Origin of the sequence: Nocardioides sp. Root1257 (assembly GCF_001425175.1) — a bacterium.
Lineage (GTDB): Bacteria > Actinomycetota > Actinomycetes > Propionibacteriales > Nocardioidaceae > Nocardioides.
The window spans coordinates 480,506-500,765 of the sequence record NZ_LMDV01000001.1; the positions used below are offsets into that span (position 1 = coordinate 480,506).

A 20,260-nucleotide genomic window follows, 5' to 3' on the forward strand; every position below is an offset into this window, starting at 1 on the left:
TCGGTCAGAGGTCGATCACCGCGACCGCGGGCTCGTGCAGGCTGCCGAGCCAGAGACGCCCGTCGTGCTCCCGGACGCCGGTGACCATGTGGTAGCTCGAGCTCGCCACGTCGATGTCGTGGACGAGCGTGCCGGCGTCGTCGTACGCCTGTGCCCGGACGGTCTTCTTCGGCGCCGGCTGGAGGCGCTCCGGGATCCTGGTGACGAGCTTGCGCACCGCGAGCGGGGCGCGCTGGAGGCGCTCGACGACCGGGTCCGTCGGGCTCGCGATGGAGATCCAGATCAACCCGTCGCTCCCTCGCGCGATGTTGTCGGGGTAGCCCGGCAGGTCGGAGGCCAGCAGGTCCCGGGTGCCGGCCCGGGGTCCCGTGAGCCACCAGCGGACGACCGTGCGAGCGCCGGTCTCGGCGACCGCGATGTACGACTCGTCGGCACTGAGCGCGACGCCGTTGGCGAACGCCAGTCCCTCGAGCACCACCTCGACCGTCCCGTCGGTGCCGAGCCGGGCGAGCCGGCCGGTGCGGGTGTCCTGGACGAAGTCGTCCTTCCACCGCTCGATGCCGTACTTCGTGGAGGAGTCGCTGAACCAGACGGTGCCGTCGCTCGCGATCGCGGCGTTGTTGCAGAAGGCCATCGGCGTGTTCTCGATGTCGTGCACGACGGACTCGACGGCACCGGAGCGCGGGTCGACCCGCAGCACCCCGAGGTGGGCGTCGCAGACCAGGAGGCGGCCGTCGAGGTCGATCTCGATGCCGAGCGGGCGTCCGACGGTGTGGGCGACCCGCTCGATGCTCGCGCCGTCGTGGCTGATCCGGAAGATGCTGCCGTCCTCGGTCCCGGTGAAGACCGCGCCCTCGTCGGGACCGGGACCGCCGACGACGACGTCCTCCGCTCCGGGGCCGGGGACCGTGATGACGGTGAGCTCGCTCCTGGGTGCGTTCATCGGGACATCAGAGCAGTGAACGGACCACCAGCACCAGGGCCGAGGCCGCCGAGACCAGGAGCACGGCGGGCCGGACCCGGTGCGCGGGCAGGACCCGGCGCAGCGGGGCTCCGAGCAGCACCCCCAGCCCGACCGCCGGGAGCAGCACTCCCGCGACCGCGAGCTGGTGTGCCTCGAGGTCGCCGGAGAGGCCCAGCCCGACCAGGCTGATCGCGGCGCCGACCAGGAAGTAGACCGCCATGGTCGAGCGGATCTGGGGCGGCGGCCGGTGCTGGTAGAGCAGCGCGAAGGGCGGGCCGCCGATCGACGTCGCCGTGCCCGTGACCCCGCCGACGAACCCGGCTGCGCTCAGCGTGCCCCGGTTGACCGGCACCGTGACGGCGCGCCACGTCACCGTGACCGCGAGCAGCACGATCGCCCCGATGAAGGCACCGAGCTGGTCGGCCGTGAAGGTCGCCACGACCCAGACCCCACCCGCCGTGCCGACCAGCCGCGAGGGCAACGACCAGTTCAGGCCGTGCCAGTCGATGTCCTCGTGGTCGTGGACCAGCGTCACGCACGGGAGCACGAACGCCAGGGCGATCAGCACGCCCGGCATCAGCTCGGGTGCGACCAGGGTGATGACGGGGGCGGCGATCAGGCCGATGCCGAGCCCGACGACCGCCTGCACGGTCGACCCCAGCAGGACAGCGGTGAAGACCAGCGCGAAGGCGCCGGGGTCGAGTCCGCCCATCAGCCCTCGTCGGTCGTGCGCAGCAGCGCCTGGTATTCCGGCGAGTCGAGGAACTCCGGGACCACCGTCGTCGCCGAGGTCGTCAGGTCGAGCCCGCGGGCAGCCGTGGGCTCGACGAAGACGATCCGGCGGCCCTCCCCCACGACGACGTCGGCGTCGGTCAGGTCCACGCGGGCGACGTAGACCTGCGTGGTGTCGAGGGTGCCGTACGCCTCGTGGAAGACCCGGGTCTCACGCCACAGGCGGAGCGAGCCGGGCGGCATCCGGATCCCGGTCTCCTCCTCGAGCTCGCGGTAGGCCGCGGGCTCGTACTCCTCGCCGTCCTCGACGTGCCCGCCCGGCAGGCCCCACTTCTCCGGGTCGATCACCGGGTGCTCGTCGCGCTCCTGGAGGAGCAGCCAGCCGCGCGGGTCGACGAGGAGGACGCTGGCGAACCGGTGCACCCCGCCACGCTAGCCAGTGCGACGATGCAGGGGTGAGCCGGTTCGAGGTCGAGTGGCATTCCTGGCACGACGAGCGCGAGATGCGGCTGCGGGACCCCCGCGGCTGGCTGGCGATCACGGCCATCCACTGGCTGTCCGACGCGCCGGAGCGGTTCGACGACGTCCCCGGCGCGTGGTCCGGTGACGGGAGCGGCGCCACGGTGCGGCTGGACGCCGGCGAGTCGCTCGAGGTCGACGGCGTCGTCCTCGGGCCCGGGAGCCACCTGCTCGGGCCGCTCGACGAGGACGGACTGACGGTCACCTTCGGGGACGCGGTCGCCCAGGTGGCGGATCGCGACGGCCGCCCGATCGTCCGGCCCCGGCACGCGGACTCCCCGAACCTGAATGCCTACCGGGGCACTCCCTGCTACCCGCCGGACCCCGCCTGGGTGCTGCCGGCCCGCTTCGTCGACGACGAGGTCGTCTTCACGTACGCCGGCGCCGAGCACCGCCTGGTCGCGTGGCCGGAGGACGACGGCTGCCTGTGGATCCTCTTCCGCGACGCGACATCGGGGGTGACGACCTACCCGGCGAACCGCCAGCTCCTCACGGCGCCACCCGCCCCGGACGGGGCCGTGGAGCTCGACCTGAACCGGGCGATCAACATGCCCTGCGCCTACACCGACTTCGCCACCTGTCCGCTGCCGCCGGCGGCGAACACGCTCCCGTTCGCCGTCGAGGCCGGCGAGCAGATCCCGCGGACGGAGACCCCGTGAAGCGAGCCCTCGCCCTGGTCCTGGCCGCCGTCGGCAGCCTGACCGTGCTCCCGCCGGCAGCGCCCGCCCACGCCGAGCCCGCGGGCCTGTCCGTCACCGGATGGGCCCTGGACGGCAGCCCGACGTCCCTCGTGAGCCGCAACGCCGCGGGGTTGAGCACGGTCAGCGTCGCCGGCGTCTCGATCACCGCCCGCGGCACCGGCGTCACGCGGCCCACCGACGGGGCCCGCCGGCTTGCCGCCGCCGCGCACCACCACGGCCTGACCGCGGAGCTGCTGGTCGGCAACTACAGCAACCGGCTCGGCGACTTCGACCCACGAGCAGCGCACCGACTGCTCTCCCGGCCGGACCGGATCGAGGCGGTGGCGAGCCGCCTGGCGTCGTACGTCGGGGCCGGTGGGTGGGACGGCGTCAACGTCGACCTGGAGCGGGTGCGGGCAGCGGACGCCGACGGGCTGGTCGCGCTCGTGCGGTCGCTCCAGGAGGCGATGCCGGCCGAGCGGACCGTGACGGTCGACGTCAGCGCGTCCACCTCGTCCGCCGGCTACCGCGGCGGAGGCTACGACCTCGCGGGGCTCGGGGGCGCCGTCGACGTCATCAAGCTGATGACCTACGACCAGCACGGCCCGACCTGGTCCGGTCCCGGGCCCGTCGGCGGGCTGCCGTGGCAGCGGCGGTCGCTGACGACGCTCCTGCGTGTCGTGCCCGCCGAGAAGGTCGACCTCGGCGTCGCGGGCTACGGCTACACCTGGCCGCGTCGTGGCACCGGGCGGACGGTGACGGTCGCCCAGGCCCGGCGGCTGGCTGCGCGCGACGGTGCCCGCCCGCGCTGGGACGCCCGGCAGGGCGAGTGGACGGCCCGCCTCGACGGCGGTACCCGGCTCTGGTGGTCGGACCGGCGCTCCTACGCGGCGCGCGTGGTCCTGGCCAGGCGACAGGGCCTTCACGGACTTGCGGTATGGCGCCTGGGATCAGCGGACACCCTGCGCTGAGGGCCCCTATCCTGCGCTCATGCGGATCGGCGTCCTGGGCACGACGGTGGCGTCCACACCCGAGGGTCCGGTGGGTCTCGGCGGCCCGAAGCAGCGGGCCCTGCTCGCCGCGCTCGCGCTGCACCGCGGTCGTGCGGTCGCCGTCGACACCCTCGCCGACCTGGTCTGGGACGGCACCCCGCCGCGGGGTGTCGCCGGCACGATGCAGGGCTACGTCGCCGGGCTCCGGCGGGCACTGGAGCCGGACCGCACCACCCGGGGCGGCGGCACCCTGCTGGTGACCGAGCAGCCGGGCTACGCGCTGCGCCTGCCGGACGACGACCTCGACACGGTCGCCTTCGAGAACGCCGTGGCCTCGGCCCACACGCTGGTCGCCCCGCTTGCCGACGCGCTGTGCCGCGGCCGCGCCCTGCCGCCCGGCTCCCCCGACGCCGGCGGCCTCGGCACCCTTCACGACTCGCTCGAGGAGGCGCTCGGCCTGTGGCGCGGCGTGCCCTTCGCCGAGCTCGGCGAGGTCCCCGCGGCGGTCGCCGAGCGGGCCCGGCTCGAGGAGCTCCGGGTGCTGGCGACCGAGGACCGCGCGGCCCTCGGCATCCTCCTCGGCCTGCACGCCACCGTGGCGGCGGAGCTCGACGCCCTCACCCGGGCGCACCCGTTGCGCGAGCGTGCCTGGGCGCTGCGCGCCCTCGCGCTGGCCGGGTCCGGTCGCCAGGCCGACGCCCTCGCCGTGCTGCGCGAGGTCCGCGACGTCCTGGACGAGGAGCTCGGCCTCGAGCCCGGTCCCGAGCTCCGCGCCGTGCAGACCGCGGTGCTGCGCCAGGACACGATCGCGGTGGCCGAGCCTGCGGCTCCTGCTCCGGCTGCCTCCCCGGCCTCCGTTGCTCCTCCGGCTGCGGGGGTCTCGACAGGCTCGACCACCGGGCACGCCCCGCTGCCGTTCCCGTCGCTCTGGCCCTGGTCGCTCGCCGGCCGCGACGACGAGCTCACGGCGCTCACCGGGCTCGTCGACCAGGTGGTCGCCGGCACCGGCTCGCTCGCCTTCGTCGCGCTGACGGGCGAGCCCGGGATCGGCAAGAGCCGGCTCGCCATCGAGCTGGCGACGTACGCCGACCAGCAGGGCGTCACGATCGCCTGGGGCCGCTGCTCGCAGGACGACGGCGCACCCGCCCTCTGGCCCTGGGCGACCGTCCTGGAGCGGCTCGGCTCGGCGCTGCCGTCGACCGCCGAGGGCGAGGACGGCTCCGCGGCGTTCCGGGCGTGGGAGACGGTCGTGCAGACGGTGATCACCGCCGCCGAGCAGGCGCCGCTGCTGCTGGTGCTCGACGACCTGCACTGGGCCGACACGTCGAGCCTGCGGGTGCTCCGCCTGCTCACCGAGGCGGTGGCGGCGGAGAGCCCCGCGCGGCTGCTGGTGCTGGCGACGTGGCGCGAGTACCCCGCGCCGACCGGCGCGCTCGCCGAGGTGGCCGAGGCCCTGGCGCGCAAGCACGCTCTGCGCTTCCAGCTGCGCGGCATCTCGACCCAGGCTGCGGCGCAGGTCTTCTCCCAGGTCGCGCAGGCCGAGCCCACCGACGCGGACGCCGACACCCTCCGGCAGCTCACCGAGGGCAACCCCTTCTTCCTGGTGGAGTACGCCCGACTCACCCGCGACGGCGACGTCGCCGCGCTCGTGGCCGAGGGCCGCCCGCCGGCCGCGGTCCACGAGGTCCTCTCGCGCCGGCTCGCCCACCTGAGCACCGCGACGCAGGACCTGCTGCAGACGGCCAGCGTCGTCGGGCGGATCTTCGACCTCTCGACGCTCGCGGTCGTCGCCGACACCGACGAGGACGGTGCCCTGGACGGGCTCGACCCCGCGATCGAGGCGGGCCTGGTCGCTGAGGACGGCGTGGACCGCTTCCGGTTCAACCACGCCCTGGTGCGCGACACCGTGCGCAACGGGCTCCCGCAGTCGCGGCAGGCCCGGATCCACGCCCGCACCGCCGAGGCGCTCAGCGGACGCGCCGGTCGTGAGACCGAGGTCGCGCGGCACTGGTTGGCGGCCGGCCCGCGCCACCTCGCGAAGGCGTGGCCGGCGGCGCAGGCGGCCGCGCGCTCGGCGACCGCCGTCTTCGCGTACGTCGAGGCGCTGGAGATGCTGGAGCACGCGCTCGGCGCCCAGGACGACGACCCCGCGTCGACCGCGGCCGACCGGTTCGAGGTGCTCGCCGACCTCGCCGACGTCCTGCGTCGCGCCGGGCGGTGGCTGGAGCTGCGCGAGGTCGCGCACGAGGCGATCGAGGTGGCCGAGGAGGCCGGCGAGCTGGACCTGCTGATCCGGGCCGGCGTGATGACCAGCACCGGTGCGCTGTGGACGGCCTCGGGGGGCGACGTCGACGAGGTGGTGGTCGACGCGCTGCGCCAGGCCCTGGACGGGCTCCCACCCGGCGACGACGCCCGGCGTTGCCGGGTGATGCTGTCGCTCGCCGGCGAGATCTACTACGGCACGACGCCGCAGGAGCGGGAGGCGCTCGTCGAGGAGGCCGTCGCGATGGCCCGCCGGCTGGGCGACCCCGTGCTGGTGCAGCAGGCGCTGGTGAAGGGGGCGATCGCGATCGTGCGGGGCGTCACCGCCCGCCAGCGCCTGACGATGACGACGGAGGCCACCGACATCGCTCGCGGGCTGGGCGACCGGGTCGCGCTCGTGGCGGCGCTGGCCATGCGCGGTCAGGCGGCCGGCGACCTGGGCGAGGTCGCCGTGCTGGACGAGTGCCTGGCCGAGGGACTGGCGGAGGCCGACCGGATCCGGCACCTCTACGCCCAGCTGGTGCTCAAGTCGCTGCAGGTCTCGTGGGCTGCGATGCGCGGGCAGGCGGACGTGGTCGACACGTTCGTCGACGACATGGTCGAGCTCGGCAAGGTCATCACCATCCCCGGCTCGTCGGAGTCGATCAGCGGCGCGCTGATGATGCAGGTGCTCTGGCGCGACGGCGAGGAGCTGATCCTCGAGGCGCTGCGCTCGATGCCGCCGGGCGGGTACGTCGCGGCGGCCGCGCCCATGCTCACGATGCTGTGCCGCACCGGCCGACTCGACGAGGCCCGCGACTATCTCACCAGCCAGCGCGAGCACATCGACGACGCGATCGCGGCCGACACCTGGTACTCCCCGATGGCCTGGAGCATGATCGCCGAGAGCGCCTGCCACCTGGGCGACCGGGCGCTCGCGGCCACCGTCTACGGGCGGCTCGTCGCTCTGGAGGGCCAGGCCGCGTGCGCCGGGTCCGGGAGCACCGTGGGCCCGGTCGACATGTTCCTGGCGATGGCGGCGCACGCCGTGGGCGACGACGACCTCGCCACCCGTCACGCCGACCGGGCGGTCGAGCTCTGCGGGCGTTGGGGCGTCCCGCTCGCCCGGGCCTGGGTCGAGCGGGAGCGGGAGCGCTTCGGCTTCTGAGGGCGCTGCCCTCGGGCTGGGGTTCGTCGTGGAGCAGGCGGCCTCCGCTTCTGCGGTTGGTGACCAAACGTGCGATGGGAGGGCTCCCGATCTGCGGTTGGTGTCCAAACGTGCGATGCGAGGGCTCCCGATCTGCGGTTGGTGACCAAACGTCGACTCCGGAGCAGACGAGACCGTCACCAACGGCGAGACCACCGGTCGGCAGATCCCACCATCGACGTCCGCCGGGGCCTTGACCTGGAGTGCGCTCGAACGACCAGGATGACGGGATGCGCTATCGCGAGATCGGTACCGACCCAGACCGCAGGCTGAAGGTCAGCGTGATCGCCCTCGGGGCGATGCTGATGGGCAGCCGCACCGACGAGGAGACGTCGTTCGCGATCCTCGACCGCTTCGTCGACGCGGGCGGGACGTTCCTGGACACCGCCAACAACTACGCGTTCTGGGTCGGCGGTGACATGGGCGGCCAGAGCGAGGAGCTGCTCGGCCGCTGGCGCAAGGACCGCGGGCTCGGCGACGACCTCGTCATCGCCACCAAGGTCGGCGGCCGTCCGCTGGAGCCGGGCCACGACTTCTCGAAGGGCATGGAGCCGCTGACCGCGGCGACCATCCGGGAGTCGGCCGAGCGGAGCCTGGAGCGGATGGGCCTGGAGCGCCTCGACCTCTATTACGCGCACGTCCAGGACCTCGCCGTACCGCTGGAGGAGCAGGTCGAGGCCTTCGGGCAGCTCGCCGCGGCGGGCACCGTCGGGCTCCTGGGCGCCAGCAACCACTGGGCCTGGCGGGTCGAGCGGGCGCGCACCCTGGCCGCTGCCGCTGGCCTCCCGTCGTACGACGTGCTGCAGTACTCGCACTCCTACCTCCAGCCGCGCACCGACCAGCCGGCGCTGCGGGCGCCGGAGGGTGACGCCGGCGTGGCGAGCCCCGAGATCACCAGCCTGGTGCGCGACGCCGGTCTGCACCTGGTCGCGTACTCGCCGCTGCTGGGCGGCGGGTACGTTCGCGACGACAAGCCGATGAGCTCCCGCTACGACCACGCCGGCACCCCACCCCGCCTGGCGGCGCTGGACGAGGTCGCCCGCCAGACGGGCGCGACCCGCAACCAGGTGGTGCTGTCGTGGCTCATCGGCGGCGAGCTGCCGGTGGTGCCGCTGGTCGGTGCGTCCTCGGTGGCCCAGCTCGACGAGACGCTGGCTGCCGTCGACCTCGACCTGACCGCCGAGCAGCGGGAGCTGCTCGACGCGGCCAGGTGAGCGTCAGGTGAGCTTCAGGCGAACCGGAAGGTCCGTGCGTGCCGGCGCGCGAAGCCGCGCCGGGTCAGCCGCCAGATCAGTCGGAAGCCGCCGCCACCGGGCTGGCTGAACACCCGCTCGAGCGCCTCTCGGGGCACGCCGTACGCCGCCCACGGCACCAGCCGGACGACCTTGCCGAGCTTCGGCTTCCCGACGTGCTCCTCCTCGATGCGGTCCCAGTCCTCGGCCGTGAGCAGCCGCTGGATGATCGCGATCGCCTCGGTCTCCTCGTGGGCGAGGTGCCGACGCAACGACTCGCGAGCCGCACACACCCGGACGGCGAGGGCGGCCCGGGCGTCCTCGTCCGCGTGCTGACGTCCCGACTGGGCGAGCCGGCGGAAGCCGGCCGCACAGCCCTCGAGCAGCGGGTCGATCTCGCCGTGCTCGGCCTCCATGGCAGCGAGGGTGGCGACGTCCTCCTCGGAGCCGAGCTGCTGGAGGACGGGCCACACCCCCTCGTCCTCGATGGTGTGGTGCTCGTGCAGCGCCTCGGCGAACAGCTCCCACCGCTCCGCCAGCAGCACCCAGGTGGACCACTCGGTGGCGGGCGTGTTGCGCACCGCCGCCGAGAAGAGGTCGAGGTCGCGCCGGAAGGCGTGGTGCATCACGTACATCATCCGCATGTCGATCGGCCCGTCCGGGGCCGCCACCTGGCCGGGCAGCCGCAGCTGCCGCGGCCAGGTGGGGTGGGTCGTGGTCATCTCAGGCCTCGACCTTCTCGTCGAGGCCGTCGACCTCGTCCAGCTCCGCCCAGAGCTCGGCGTCGTCCTTCTCGGCGTCGATCGTCGGGAGCAGGCGGTCCAGCCAGGCCGGCAGCCACCAGTTCCACTTGCCGAGCAGGGTCATGGTCGCGGGGACCAGGACCATCCGGACCACGGTGGCATCCAGGACGATGGCGACGGCCATGCCGAAGCCGAGCTGCTTGACGACGGTGTCTGCCTCGGTGGAGAACCCGAGGAAGACGACGACCATGATCGCGGCGGCCGAGCTGATCACCCGTCCGGTCGAGGCGAGGCCACGCTCCACACTGCCGCGGGCGTCGCCGGTGCGCAGCCAGTCCTCACGGATCCGCGAGAGCAGGAACACCTCGTAGTCCATCGAGAGCCCGAAGAGGATCGCGAACATCAGGATCGGGATCCAGCTCGACACCGCGACCGGGTGGTCGAGGCCGAGCAGGCTTCCGCCCCAGCCGTGCTGGAAGGCGAGGGTGAGGACGCCGTACGCCGCACCGATGGACAGCAGGTTCATCACGGCCGCCTTCACCGGGACGACGACCGAGCGGAACATCATCGCGAGCAGCAGCACCGAGACCGCGACCACGAAACCGACGACCGTCCAGATCTTGCCGGAGAGCATCCCGGAGAGGTCGGCGAACAGCGGGGTCAGGCCCGTCACCTCGACGCCGGCCGGGAGGTCGTCCCGCAGGGTGGCGACGAGGTCGGAGGTGCGCTGGTCAGCGGGTCCGTACGCCGGCTGCGCCTCGAAGACGCCGATCGCGCCGTCCGGCGTCGTGACCGGGGTGGTGACCCCGACGACGCCCGGCTCGGCGGCCACCTGGTCGGCGACGGCCTGCGGGTCGGCCTTCGTCGTGTCGACCACCAGCGTGAACGGCCCGTTCGCGCCGGCGCCGTACTCGTCGGCGATCAGGTCGTACGCCCGGCGCTGCGAGGTCTCCGTGCTGTTGCTGCTGCCGTCCTGCGGCCAGGTGCGCATGCCCAGGGTGGGGGCGGCGAGCAGCAGCAGGAAGGTGAGGGCGGCGAGCGCGGCGGCGACCGGGCGCTTGGACACCCCCGCGGCCCAGCGGGCGGTGAGGGGCTTCTTGGTGCTCGCGGCCCGGTTCTTGCGGACCTTGCGCGGCATCAGCCGCTGGCCGGCGAGGCCGCAGAGCGCGGGCACCAGGGTGAGCGCCGCGGCGAGCACGGAGATCACGGCGATGGCCGTCGCGTAGCCGAAGGTCGAGTAGACCGGCAGGCCGCCGAAGCGGAGCCCCATGAGGGAGATCAGGACCGTGGCCGAGGCGAAGACGACGGAGCGTCCGGCGGTGGCCATCGCCCGGCCGGCCGCCTCGCGCTTGTCGAGGCCCTGGCCGAGGAACTCCACGTGCCGGGTGACGAGCAGCAGGGCGTAGTCGATGCCGACGCCGAGGCCGACCATGGTCGCGACCGTCGGGGCGGCGGTGCTGACGTCCATCACGCCGGCGAGCAGGGTGACCCCTGCGGAGCCGACCGCGAGGCCCGTCAGGGCGACCGCGAGCGGCAGACCCGCGGCGACGACGGAGCCGAAGGCCACGATCAGCAGTACGAGCGCCGCGATCACGCCGGCGAGCTCGCCGGTGCCCTTCATCTGGGACTCGGCGCCGCCCGGCAGCTCCCCGCCCAGCTCGGCCTGCAGGCCGGCGTCGCGGAGTGGGTCGATGGCGTCCACGAGCGGGTCGTAGCCCTTCGCGCCGACCAGGTCGGGGTCGGTGACCGGCACGTCGTACGCCACGGTGACGAGCGCGGTGTCGGCGTCGCCGGAGAGGCGCGGCTCGCTCACGGACGTCGCGTGGTCGAGGTTGCCGAGGCGCTGGACGAGGGCGTCGAGGTCGGCCGCCTGGAGGGGCGTGCCGGACGAGTCGTGCACGACGACCTGTGCGGTCGCGCCGCCGCCGTGCGGCACGTGGTCGCGCAGCTGCTCGATGCCGTTCTGGGCCTGGGCGGCCGGGATGTCGTAGTCGTCGTGGAACGTGCCGCCGAAGGCTCCCGAGAGCCCGAAGGCCACGACGACGACCACGAGCCAGGCGGAGATCGTCCGCCAGGGGTGCGCCGCGGTGCTGTAGCCGAGGCGGTGCAGGATGCGTGACACGGTGGTGCTCCCATCAGGAGGGCTGTCAGAGGTGGTCTGGTGGGACGACTCTGACGGCGGCCTCTTGAGGCCGACTGGGAGCTGACTTGGAAGGGCTGGGCCGTCTAGCCGAGCGGCCGGACCCAGGTGGCGACGCCCTCGTCGAGGTGCAGCTCGCCGTCGGCCTGCTCGGCCGCCTCCGGGTCGTGGGTCGCCATCACGACGATCGCGCCGCGCACGGCGTCGCCGCGCAGCGCGGCCACCATCCGCTCCCGGTTGGCGGCGTCGAGGTCACTCGTCGGCTCGTCCGCGAGCAGCAGCCGGGCCTGCGCGCCGAACGCCCGCGCCAGCGCCACCCGCTGCTGCTGGCCGCCGGAGAGCTCCTCGATCAGGTGGTTGCCGCTCTCCTCGAGCCCGACCAGGGTCAGGGCGTCAGCGGTACGGCGTGCGGCCTCGTCGGCGGGCACGCCGGCCGAGAGCAGCGGTACCAGGACGTTCTCCGCCGCGGTGAGCGACGAGGCGAGCCCGTTGCCCTGCGGCACGATCACGACCCCCGCCCGGGCGGCCTGCTCCCGGTCCGTCAGCTCGTCCCCGGCCAGCTGCACGGTCCCGGCGCTCGGGCGCAGCGCCGCGCCCAGCGCCCACAGCAGCGAGGACTTGCCGGCACCCGACGGTCCCGTGACCGCGAGCAGCTGACCGGGCTGGAGCATCAGGTCGACCGGCTGGACGGCCACGAGGTCGCCGTACCGGACCTCGACGCCGCGCACGATCAGCTCATCCATCGGCGTCCCTCGCTTCCTGGACCAGCGTGTAGGTGCCGTCCTCCCCGAGGTGGAAGCGGACCAGCGTGCCGGGCAGCAGGTTCTCCCGCACGTGCAGCGGCAGCGGTAGGAAGCCGTCGGGCGTGACCACGGCGTACTCCTCGCCGCTGCGGCCCTCGCCACCGACCCGGCCGTCGCGGATCGTGATGGTGCGCGGCAGGAACGCGGCGACGTCAGGGTCGTGGGTGACCAGCACGACCGTCGTGCCGAGCTCGCGGTTGAGCAGCGACATCCGCTCCAGCACGAGGTCGCGGGCGCTGTGCTCGAGCTGGCTGGTGGGCTCGTCGGCGAGCAGCAGGCCGGGCCGCGGGGCCATCGCGACCGCGAGCGCCGCGAGCTGGAGGTGCCCGGGGCTCAGCTCGCCCAGCGGTCGCCCCGCCTCGGCGACCAGGCCGACGGCCGCGAGCACCTCGGCCGGGTCCGGGAGCTCCTTGCCCGCGCGGCGGGCGGCACCCTGCGCGAACTCGACGTTCTCGAGCGGGGTGAAGTACGGCAGCAGGTTGCGGCCGGCGCCCTGGAGCATCAGTGACACCTCGAGCGCGCGCATCTCGTCGAGCCGGTTCGGGCTGGCCGCGGACAGCTCGGTCTGGCCGACGAAGACCTTGCCGGCGCTCGGCCGGAACACCCCGGCGAGGAGGCTGAGCAGCGTCGACTTGCCGGCCCCGGACGGCCCGAGCAGGCCGACCATCTCGCCCGCGCCCACCTCGAGGTCGACACCGGAGAGCGCGGCCACCTCGTGGCCCTCGGACCGGTAGATGTGCACCAGCCGCTGGGTGCTGACCCGCAGCCCCGTCGTCGCCCGGGGCGTCGCCGTCGTCTTCACCGTCTCTCCCGGAGTGGTCACAGGGTCTCCCGGAGTCGTCGGAGCTCGGCGCGCGACGCCAGCGCGCGACCGATGATGACGCTGCCGGCCCCGAGCACGACGAGCGACAGCACGACCGCCAGCACGACGGCACCCCACGCCGCGCTGAGGTCGAGGGTGGAGACCTCGGGGGCGGAGGCGAAGAGCGGCACGATCGGCATCGCCAGCTGGGCACCGAAGAGTCCCGACAGGGCACCCGCGGTCACGCCCACCAGCACCGCCGGGAACTGGGCGGCCACGGCGACCGAGCGGATCGAGCGGATCGGTACGCCGCTCATCCGCAGCGCCGCGAAGTCGCGGGTGCGGAACCGCCAGCCGCTGACGGCGCTGACGACCAGCACGAGCAGGGCGATCAGCAGCGCCACGGTGCCGACCAGGGCGGCCAGCTGGAGGCTCCAGGCGGCCGCGGACTCGTCGTACGAGCGCTTGATGTCACGCAGGGTCGTGGTCTGCGCGACGGCGATGCCGCGGTCGGACAGGGCGTCGGTGACCTGGTCGAGCAGCGCCGGGTCGTCGTCACCGAACCAGACCTGGACCCGGTCGGTCGCGAGCACCGACCGTCCGCGCTGGAGCGACTCGAGGTCCGTGACGAAGGTGTTGGGCTCGGAGGCGGGCACCCGGTCGAGGGACCCGACCTTGGCAGCGGGCTGCACTCCGCCGTCCAGGCCGGTGAGCGTGAACTGGTTGCCGCTGCCGCCCGGCGGGAGCGGCCCGGCGACGAGCGCCGGTACGACGGTCGGCAGCCAGCGCTGCTGCATGGTCATGGGCGACACGCCCTGGCCCTGGAAGGTCACCGTCAGCTCGTCGGGCGTCGTCGAGCTCGGCGAGACGTGGCCGGTCTCCCGCGTGTAGAACTTGGTCCACTGCTCGGCGGGCCCGAGCGGCACGACCTGTGCCGGCGAGGTGTCGGACCGTGCGGTGAGGTTGCGCAGCGTGACCGCGCCCTCGATGGTCGCCCCGGGCAGGGTGCTGGTCCACACGCCCGTGACGTGGCAGCCCTCCGAGCAGCTCACCAGGTGGTGGAAGTGCCGGTGTGCGCTCGCGGATGCGAACGTGCCCAGGGTCGTGTGCAGCGTCTCGCCGGACTGGTTGACCAGGTCGAGCCCGAGGGTCACGGGGGTGAGCTTGTTGTCGACCCGCTTCGACGTCAGCGTGGAGTCGTCGGCATCGATGTCGAGCTCGGTCCCGGTGATGTCGATCGGCTCCGCGTCCGGCGGGGCCAGCTTGTCCCAGAGGGCGTCGGAGGGTCCGCCACCGGGGAAGAGGGCGATCTTGCGGAACGACGACGCGATGACCGCCAGCGTGTCCGGGGCGTCGTCTCCGGGCGGGTGCACCCGCACGACGGGGGTGAGCTCGTCGCCCTCCGGGTCGATGTCGGCGAGGACGGCGCGGATGTCGGCGAGGTCGTTGCTGTCCACGTCGAGCACCCGCGGCGCACCGGCCTGCTGGGCCGCGGCGGTGGCCCGGTTGCGCTGGCCGACGATCAGGGCGTCGGCCGAGAACACCGCCAGCGCCGAGGCGAGGGTGACGATCGCGATGATCCGCCGGGTGGCGGGGCTCCGGGCGGCGTCGAGCATGCTGACCCCGACACGGACCCGGCCCCGACGCAGCTGGCGCCGGCCGTAGAGCGCGGCCGTCGGGGTGGTCAGGTGGGCCAGCACCAGTCCGACGACGATGGCCAGCAGCCCGGGGGCAGCCAGGGCGATCGGACCGTCCAGCCCGCCGGTCGCGAAGACGACGACGATGCCGCCGGCACCGGCGATGACGATGGCGTCCGTCGCACCCAGGGCCCACCCGGTGCTGCGGGGCGGCACCCGCCGCAGCAGCCGCTCGACCGGTTCACGGGCGACCCGGGTGACGGCGACCACCGTCACCCCGGTGAGCACCACCGCCGAGGCGAGCAGCGCGGCCAGGAACGGCCAGCCGAGCTCGAACCGCACCGACCCGGGCAGCAGCACCTTCGGGACGACCCAGGCGGCGAGCACCGCTAGCAGCGCACCGGGCACCACGGCGAGCAGCGTGATCGGGAGCAGCTCGTCGAGCAGGAGCCGCCGCGCGCCCCGGCGGCCCCGGCCACGCAGCCGGGCGAGGGCGACCTCCGGGCGACGCTGCTCGGTGATGGCGAGCAGCACCAGCCACAGCACGACGATCGCGAGCAGGCACAGCTGTGCCATCAGCAGCGGCACCGTCACCCGGGACTGGTCGATCTGCTCCTGGACGCCGTGCGCGAGATCCGGGAGGCCGGAGACCACCTTGACCGGCGTCACTCCGACGTCGGGTCGACGGTGCGCCAGGTCGTCGACCGCCGGGCCGAGCGCCAGGAGCTCGTCGACCCCGACGGCGTCGTCGTCGATGAGGTAGCCCGCGCTCGAGGACCGGGCGTCGACCAGGGCGTTGTCGAAGCTGTCGCGGGAGGTGATCCAGACGTCGTGCTGCGGCGGCGCGGGCGCACCGGTCGAGATCACGACCCCGGATCGACCGGTCAAGGACTGCCCGAACCAGTAGTCGCTGACCTGCTGCTCGTACACGCCGACGACCTTCAGGCGTGCCACGCTCGAGGAGCCGTTCTGGTTCGTGCCGCCGGCGATGCGGACCGACGAGCCGACATCGAGGCCGAAGGTCTTCACGTCCGCCGCGCTGACGGCGATCTCGCCGGGACCGGCCGGACACGCGCCGTCGGTGAACGAGAGGTGGTCGCACTGGCCGCTGCGCCAGATCAGGTCGCCGTACGGGTCGGTCAGCCCGCCGGGCAGCACCCCCGCGTTCGCCGCGTAGCCGAGAATCGGCTCGTGGAAGTCGGAGCGGTACGCCGCGGGGAGCTGGTCCGCGAGCTGCTCCGGCTGGGGCAGCGGGCCGGCGTCGTAGAACTCGTCCCCGGGCGTCATCGACAGCTGGACGCTGGTGTCGATCACGGTCGCGCCGGAGAGCGTGATGTCGGTGAGCGCCTGCTGCATCGCCCGGTAGTACAGCGGCGCGAACGCCGCGCACGCCGTCATCAGCGCAGCGAGCGCCGCGACCGCAGCCGCCTGGAGCGGCCGGTACCGCCAACGCCTCACTGTTCACTCCCCCGTGTCAACGCAACCGGGACACGATCTCACACGTCCCGGCGCCCAGCCGGTAGGTCGTGGTGTCCCGGTTCGTCGGGCGTCAGGCGCCGCCGAGGGGGTTGATCCCGGCCTTCTTGCCGGCGAAGGCGAAGAACAGCAGGTCGGTCATCTCGAACACGTCCCCGCGCCCGTGGGCCGGGTGGAAGCCGGGGCTGCGGAGCAGGGAGAAACGGCTGCCCTCCATCGACCGGTGGAACGTCTCGGCGACGATCCGGGCGCCGACGCGCCGCAGCCGTCCGTCCCCGGTCTCGGCCTCCCGGAGGAGGTAGAACCACAGCGGCGTGTGGGCGACCAGGGCGTCCTTCTTCCGCTCGGACAGCCCGCCGACGCTCGCTCCCCCGTTGCCCTGGAGGATCTGGCGCCGGCTCAGCGGCTGGACGGACACCCCCGCCGCGCGCAGCCGCTCGACCATCTGCTGGCCGCTCGCGAGCCGGAGCATCGACCCGCGCGTCAGGTTGCGGAAGGCCAGGTTGCGCCTCCGGTCGTCGAACGGGATCCCGGCCGCACCGCCGAACGTGCTCGGGGGCAGGTTCTTCAGCGGGTCGGTGAGCAGGGTGTCGATGCGCTGGGCCATGTTGACGGCGGCCGGCGGCGCGAGGCCCGGTCGGTCCCCGGCGGCGAAGTCGTACATCCGGCGCCAGTCGGCGAGCCAGTTGCTCAGCAGCCGGTCCTCGCCACCGAGGTCGCCGCCGAGGCCCGAGAACTGGAACATGTAGTCCAGGAAGCCGACCCCCTGCGGGAACCGGCGGTTCCAGTCGTAGACGGGTCGGACCATGCTGTGGCCGAGCCGGAACGCGGCGACGGAGAACTCCACGGGCATGGTGGGCATCTCGGTCGGGGCGGCGTCCGGCTGGACCAGCTTGCGCCCGTGGGTGAACACGTCCTCCACGACGGCCGGGTCGACGATGCGCGGCAGGTAGTCGTGCCGGATCAGCCAGTGGTAGTGCAGCGTGACCGCCCGCCGGGCCTGGCGGAAGCGCTGCGCCGGCGGCAGCGAGGCGGGGAGCTTGTCGACGACCCGGTTGTGGAACCGGATCATCGCGACGTGGGTCTGGGCGACGATCAGGTTCTCATCGTTGCGCGGGTCGGGGATCAGCGCCCGCCGGCGCGCCCGGGCCGCACCCGTCCCGACGCGCGGCAGGTCGTGCCCGACCTTCTCGCGGTCCGGACCGACCCGGAGCGTCGTCCCCGTCCTGAGGTGGACGCCGTCGGCCTCGTAGAACCGCGCCGAGACGCTGTCAGCGGGCCCGGCGCCGTACAGCGAGTCGAGGTCGAGCGTCGGCGACCGGCCCTGCAGCAGCTCGGCGGGGGTGATGTCCTCACCCAGCGCGACGTCGGTGGCGTCCATGGTCAGGTCGTGGTCGATGAACTGGCCGAGGTAGGTGTAGCCGGCCGGGATGTCGCCGCGGCCGCCACCTCCCCGCGTCATCGCGTCCGCGAGATCGAGGGCCAGCGGCTCGGGCAGCGCGCGACCTCGCGGTCCGACCCGCGAGAACCGGAACGGCGGTGCCGTCCCGGCGCGTCGGGCGGCGGCCGCCGGCGCCGCGGGCTCGGTGATCGGGTCCGGCTGCTCGCCGTGCCGACCGCCGAGCTGCGTGTTGACCAGCCCCTCGCCCTCGATGAAGAAGCTCTCTGACCCGTGTCGAACGCCCATCGTCCGACGCTAGGCCCGTCAGCCGCCTGCGCGCGTGGCCCAGGGTGGGGATCCCGCGCGGCAGGTGACGCTCAGCCGCCGAGCTGGGCCAGCAACGGGTCGCGCAGACCCACGCAGTCGAGGCTCCAGAAGGGCTCGCAGTAGACCAGCGCACCGGTCATCCAGGGCTCGTACGACGACAGCAGGACCACCTGGAACGCCGGGGCCGGGATGCGCGCGGACGGTGGCGTGAATCCCAGCGGGCCGCCGGCCGACCAGCCGCGACCGCCGTAGTAGCCGGGGTCGCCCTCGAGGAAGAGCGCAGGTGCGCCGAGCCGCTCGGCCTCGGCGCGCGCTGCGTCCAGCAGCGCCGCCCCGATGCCGCGGCCCTGGTGGGCGGGGTCCACCGACAGCGGGCTCAGCACCAGCACGTCGACGAGTGCCTCCCGTGCATCGACCCACGAGCGGCTGAGCTGCACGTGCCCGACGACCTGGGCGTCGACCTCGACCACGAGGCTCGCGCGGGTGCTGCCCGACTCGTCGAGCGCGGTGACGAGCCGCGCGACCACCGGCCCCTCCTCCGGGCCGAACGCCGCCTCCACCACGCGGAGCACCTCGGCCGAGTCTTCTGACGTCGCAGGCCTTGACTTGAAGTTCACTTCAACTTGCACCCTCGTGGGGAGATACGGACAAGCCCGACCCTAGGAGACACCACTCATGCCTGTCGCCGTCATTACCGGAGCCTCACAGGGGCTCGGCCTCGCGTTCGCGCACGCACTCGCCCGGACCGGCTGGTCCGTCGTGGGCGATGCGCGCGACGCCGTACGACTGGGCGACGCCGTCGACGGCCTGCCCGGCGGACCGCACCTCGCCGTGCCCGGCGACGTCACGGACTCGTGGCACCGCGGCGCGCTGGCCGCCTCGGCGGCGGACCTCGGCGGGGCCGACCTGCTCGTCAACAACGCCAGCACGCTGGGTGCGAGCCCGCTCCCTGCGCTGGCCGACCTCCAGCCGGAGACCTACCTGCGCACCTTCGACGTCAACGTCGTGGCCCCGATCGCCCTGGCCGGCCTGCTGCTCCCCCAGCTGCGCACCCGGCGCGGACGGATCCTCAACGTCACCTCGGACGCGTCCGTCGAGGCCTACGAGACCTGGGGCGGGTACGGCTCCAGCAAGGCCGCGCTGGACCACGCGAGCCGGGTGCTGGCCGCGGAGGAGCCCGACGTGCGCGTGTACGCCGTCGACCCGGGCGACCTGCGGACGGCGATGCACCAGGCGGCCTTCCCGGGCGAGGACATCGGCGACCGGCCGGACCCCGCGTCGGTCGTGCCGCACCTGATGGCCCTGGTCCTCGGGGACCACAAGAGCGGCCGGCACCGCGCGGCCGACCTGGAGCCGGCGGTGCGAGCATGATCCGCGAGGCAGCGGTCCCACCGGAGGCCCGCGGCCTGGCACGCGACGACGTACGACTGGCCGTGGTGACGTCGCAGACGACGACACACACGACCGTGCGCCACCTCGGCGAGCACCTGCGCCCCGGCGACCTGCTCGTGGTCAACACCAGCGGCACCCTTCCGTCGGCGATCGTCGGTGAGCGGTGGGTCGTCCACGTCTCTACCGGCCTCGACGACGGCAGCTGGGTCGTCGAGCTCCGGCAGCCCGACAACAGCGGGCCGGCGACACCGGTGCCGGGTGAGCGTCTCGAGCTGCCGGGCGGGGTCTCGCTCCGCATCGTCGCGCCACACCCCGCAGGGCAGGCCCGGCTCTGGCGGGCGGTCGCGTCGCCGGCGGTCGACCGCGTCGACTACCTCACGCGGTGGGGCCGGCCGATCCACTACCGCTACGTGCACGGCGAGTGGCCCCTCGACGCACTCCAGAACGCGTACGCCCGGCATCCCGGCAGCGCCGAGATGCCCAGCGCCGGCCGACCGCTCACCGAGCGGCTGCTCGTCTCGCTGATGGCGAGCGGCGTGGTGATCGCTCCGGTGGTGCTGCACACCGGCGTCGCGAGCCAGGAGAAGCACGAGCCTCCCCAGCCGGAGGAGTACGCCGTTCCGGCGGCCACCGCCCGGCTCGTCGGCTCGACGCGGGCGGCCGGTCGTCGGGTGGTGGCCGTCGGGACGACCGTGGTGCGCGCCCTCGAGTCGGCCGCGGCCGGCGGTCCTGTCGGGCCCCTCCAGGTCGTGCCCAGCGCCGGCTGGACCTCGCTGGTGCTGGACCCGTCCCGCCCGGCCCGGGTGGTCGACGGGCTGCTCACCGGGCTGCACGAGCCCGAGGCGAGTCACCTGCACCTGCTCGCCGCCGTGGCCGGCCGCACGCTGGTGGACCGGGGCTACGCGGACCTGGACGGGCCCGGGGCGCCGGCGTACCTCTGGCACGAGTTCGGCGACGCGATGCTGCTGCTCCCGTAGCCTCTGTCGGTCCGG

General features: G+C 73.9%; 16 protein-coding genes. 6 read left to right on the plus strand and 10 right to left on the minus strand.

From position 1 onward, the window contains the following. Positions 1 to 4: 4 nt before the first annotated feature. From ASC77_RS02390 to ASC77_RS02400, 3 genes are read right to left on the minus strand one after another with little or no spacing between them, the layout of a single operon-like run. Positions 5 to 943 (minus strand): SMP-30/gluconolactonase/LRE family protein, encoded by a 939-nt coding sequence (locus ASC77_RS02390; RefSeq protein WP_056148403.1) that lies wholly within the window; start codon positions 941 to 943, stop codon positions 5 to 7. 7 nt (positions 944 to 950) lie between these two features. Continuing rightward, the gene (locus ASC77_RS02395) at positions 951 to 1,676 is read right to left on the minus strand and encodes a sulfite exporter TauE/SafE family protein (RefSeq protein WP_056148408.1); all 726 of its coding nucleotides are present in this window, start codon (positions 1,674 to 1,676) and stop codon (positions 951 to 953) included. Further along, positions 1,676 to 2,119, minus strand: coding sequence for an NUDIX domain-containing protein (locus ASC77_RS02400; RefSeq protein WP_056148411.1), 444 nt, complete (start codon positions 2,117 to 2,119; stop codon positions 1,676 to 1,678). The genes ASC77_RS02395 and ASC77_RS02400 overlap by 1 nt, the downstream gene beginning before the upstream one ends. Positions 2,120 to 2,151: 32 nt before the next feature. On the opposite strand from ASC77_RS02400, the gene ASC77_RS02405 reads away from it, so the two are divergent. The 4 genes from ASC77_RS02405 to ASC77_RS02420 all read left to right on the plus strand — a co-directional run bounded on the left by ASC77_RS02405 (position 2,152) and on the right by ASC77_RS02420 (position 8,549). Beyond that, positions 2,152 to 2,874 (plus strand): DUF1684 domain-containing protein, encoded by a 723-nt coding sequence (locus ASC77_RS02405; RefSeq protein WP_056148415.1) that lies wholly within the window; start codon positions 2,152 to 2,154, stop codon positions 2,872 to 2,874. Next, positions 2,871 to 3,866, plus strand: coding sequence for a glycosyl hydrolase family 18 protein (locus tag ASC77_RS02410; protein ID WP_056148418.1), 996 nt, complete (start codon positions 2,871 to 2,873; stop codon positions 3,864 to 3,866). The genes ASC77_RS02405 and ASC77_RS02410 overlap by 4 nt, the downstream gene beginning before the upstream one ends. A gap of 19 nt (positions 3,867 to 3,885) precedes the next feature. After that, entirely contained in the window at positions 3,886 to 7,296 is a 3,411-nt protein-coding gene (locus tag ASC77_RS02415; RefSeq protein ID WP_056148422.1) for a BTAD domain-containing putative transcriptional regulator, read from the plus strand. Between the two features lie 269 nt (positions 7,297 to 7,565). Next, positions 7,566 to 8,549, plus strand: coding sequence for an aldo/keto reductase (locus ASC77_RS02420; protein ID WP_056149792.1), 984 nt, complete (start codon positions 7,566 to 7,568; stop codon positions 8,547 to 8,549). A gap of 14 nt (positions 8,550 to 8,563) precedes the next feature. Here the strand turns inward: ASC77_RS02420 and ASC77_RS02425 are convergent, their stop codons facing one another. The 7 genes from ASC77_RS02425 to ASC77_RS02455 form a co-directional block, all read right to left on the minus strand. Then, on the minus strand, positions 8,564 to 9,289 hold the full coding sequence (locus tag ASC77_RS02425) for a hemerythrin domain-containing protein (protein ID WP_056148425.1): 726 nt from the start codon (positions 9,287 to 9,289) through the stop codon (positions 8,564 to 8,566). A gap of 1 nt (position 9,290) precedes the next feature. Then, positions 9,291 to 11,432 carry an MMPL family transporter gene (locus ASC77_RS02430; RefSeq protein WP_056148427.1) on the minus strand — a complete coding sequence of 714 codons (2,142 nt, stop codon included), beginning with the start codon at positions 11,430 to 11,432 and terminating at the stop codon, positions 9,291 to 9,293. Between the two features lie 104 nt (positions 11,433 to 11,536). Next, on the minus strand, positions 11,537 to 12,193 hold the full coding sequence (locus tag ASC77_RS02435) for an ABC transporter ATP-binding protein (protein ID WP_056148430.1): 657 nt from the start codon (positions 12,191 to 12,193) through the stop codon (positions 11,537 to 11,539). Then, positions 12,186 to 13,076, minus strand: coding sequence for an ABC transporter ATP-binding protein (locus ASC77_RS02440; protein ID WP_235547402.1), 891 nt, complete (start codon positions 13,074 to 13,076; stop codon positions 12,186 to 12,188). Before ASC77_RS02440 ends, ASC77_RS02435 begins: the two co-directional genes overlap by 8 nt. Beyond that, positions 13,073 to 16,150 carry an FtsX-like permease family protein gene (locus ASC77_RS02445; RefSeq protein WP_056148436.1) on the minus strand — a complete coding sequence of 1,026 codons (3,078 nt, stop codon included), beginning with the start codon at positions 16,148 to 16,150 and terminating at the stop codon, positions 13,073 to 13,075. Before ASC77_RS02445 ends, ASC77_RS02440 begins: the two co-directional genes overlap by 4 nt. 91 nt (positions 16,151 to 16,241) lie before the next feature. Beyond that, a complete protein-coding gene (locus tag ASC77_RS02450; RefSeq protein WP_156390880.1) occupies positions 16,242 to 17,855 on the minus strand; it encodes a peroxidase family protein in 1,614 nt (537 codons plus the stop codon). A 71-nt stretch (positions 17,856 to 17,926) separates the two neighbouring features. Beyond that, positions 17,927 to 18,505, minus strand: coding sequence for an N-acetyltransferase (locus ASC77_RS02455; protein WP_321163684.1), 579 nt, complete (start codon positions 18,503 to 18,505; stop codon positions 17,927 to 17,929). A 46-nt stretch (positions 18,506 to 18,551) separates the two neighbouring features. Between ASC77_RS02455 and ASC77_RS02460 the strand changes: the two genes are divergently transcribed. Beyond that, positions 18,552 to 19,247, plus strand: coding sequence for an SDR family NAD(P)-dependent oxidoreductase (locus ASC77_RS02460; RefSeq protein WP_056148445.1), 696 nt, complete (start codon positions 18,552 to 18,554; stop codon positions 19,245 to 19,247). Further along, positions 19,244 to 20,245: an S-adenosylmethionine:tRNA ribosyltransferase-isomerase gene (locus ASC77_RS02465; RefSeq protein WP_056148447.1), complete on the plus strand. Its 1,002-nt coding sequence runs from the start codon at positions 19,244 to 19,246 to the stop codon at positions 20,243 to 20,245. The genes ASC77_RS02460 and ASC77_RS02465 overlap by 4 nt, the downstream gene beginning before the upstream one ends. Positions 20,246 to 20,260: the final 15 nt, after the last annotated feature.

Excerpts from the sequence above, each read along its gene's own strand:
- ASC77_RS02390 (WP_056148403.1), bottom strand. The coding sequence starts at position 943 with ATGAACGCACCCAGGAGCGAGCTCACCGTCATCACGGTCCCCGGCCCC.
- ASC77_RS02395 (WP_056148408.1), bottom strand. The coding sequence starts at position 1,676 with ATGGGCGGACTCGACCCCGGCGCCTTCGCGCTGGTCTTCACCGCTGTC.
- ASC77_RS02415 (WP_056148422.1), top strand. The coding sequence starts at position 3,886 with ATGCGGATCGGCGTCCTGGGCACGACGGTGGCGTCCACACCCGAGGGT.
- ASC77_RS02420 (WP_056149792.1), top strand. The coding sequence starts at position 7,566 with ATGCGCTATCGCGAGATCGGTACCGACCCAGACCGCAGGCTGAAGGTC.
- ASC77_RS02425 (WP_056148425.1), bottom strand. The coding sequence starts at position 9,289 with ATGACCACGACCCACCCCACCTGGCCGCGGCAGCTGCGGCTGCCCGGC.
- ASC77_RS02435 (WP_056148430.1), bottom strand. The coding sequence starts at position 12,193 with ATGGATGAGCTGATCGTGCGCGGCGTCGAGGTCCGGTACGGCGACCTC.
- ASC77_RS02450 (WP_156390880.1), bottom strand. The coding sequence starts at position 17,855 with ATGGGCGTTCGACACGGGTCAGAGAGCTTCTTCATCGAGGGCGAGGGG.
- ASC77_RS02460 (WP_056148445.1), top strand. The coding sequence starts at position 18,552 with ATGCCTGTCGCCGTCATTACCGGAGCCTCACAGGGGCTCGGCCTCGCG.
- ASC77_RS02465 (WP_056148447.1), top strand. The coding sequence starts at position 19,244 with ATGATCCGCGAGGCAGCGGTCCCACCGGAGGCCCGCGGCCTGGCACGC.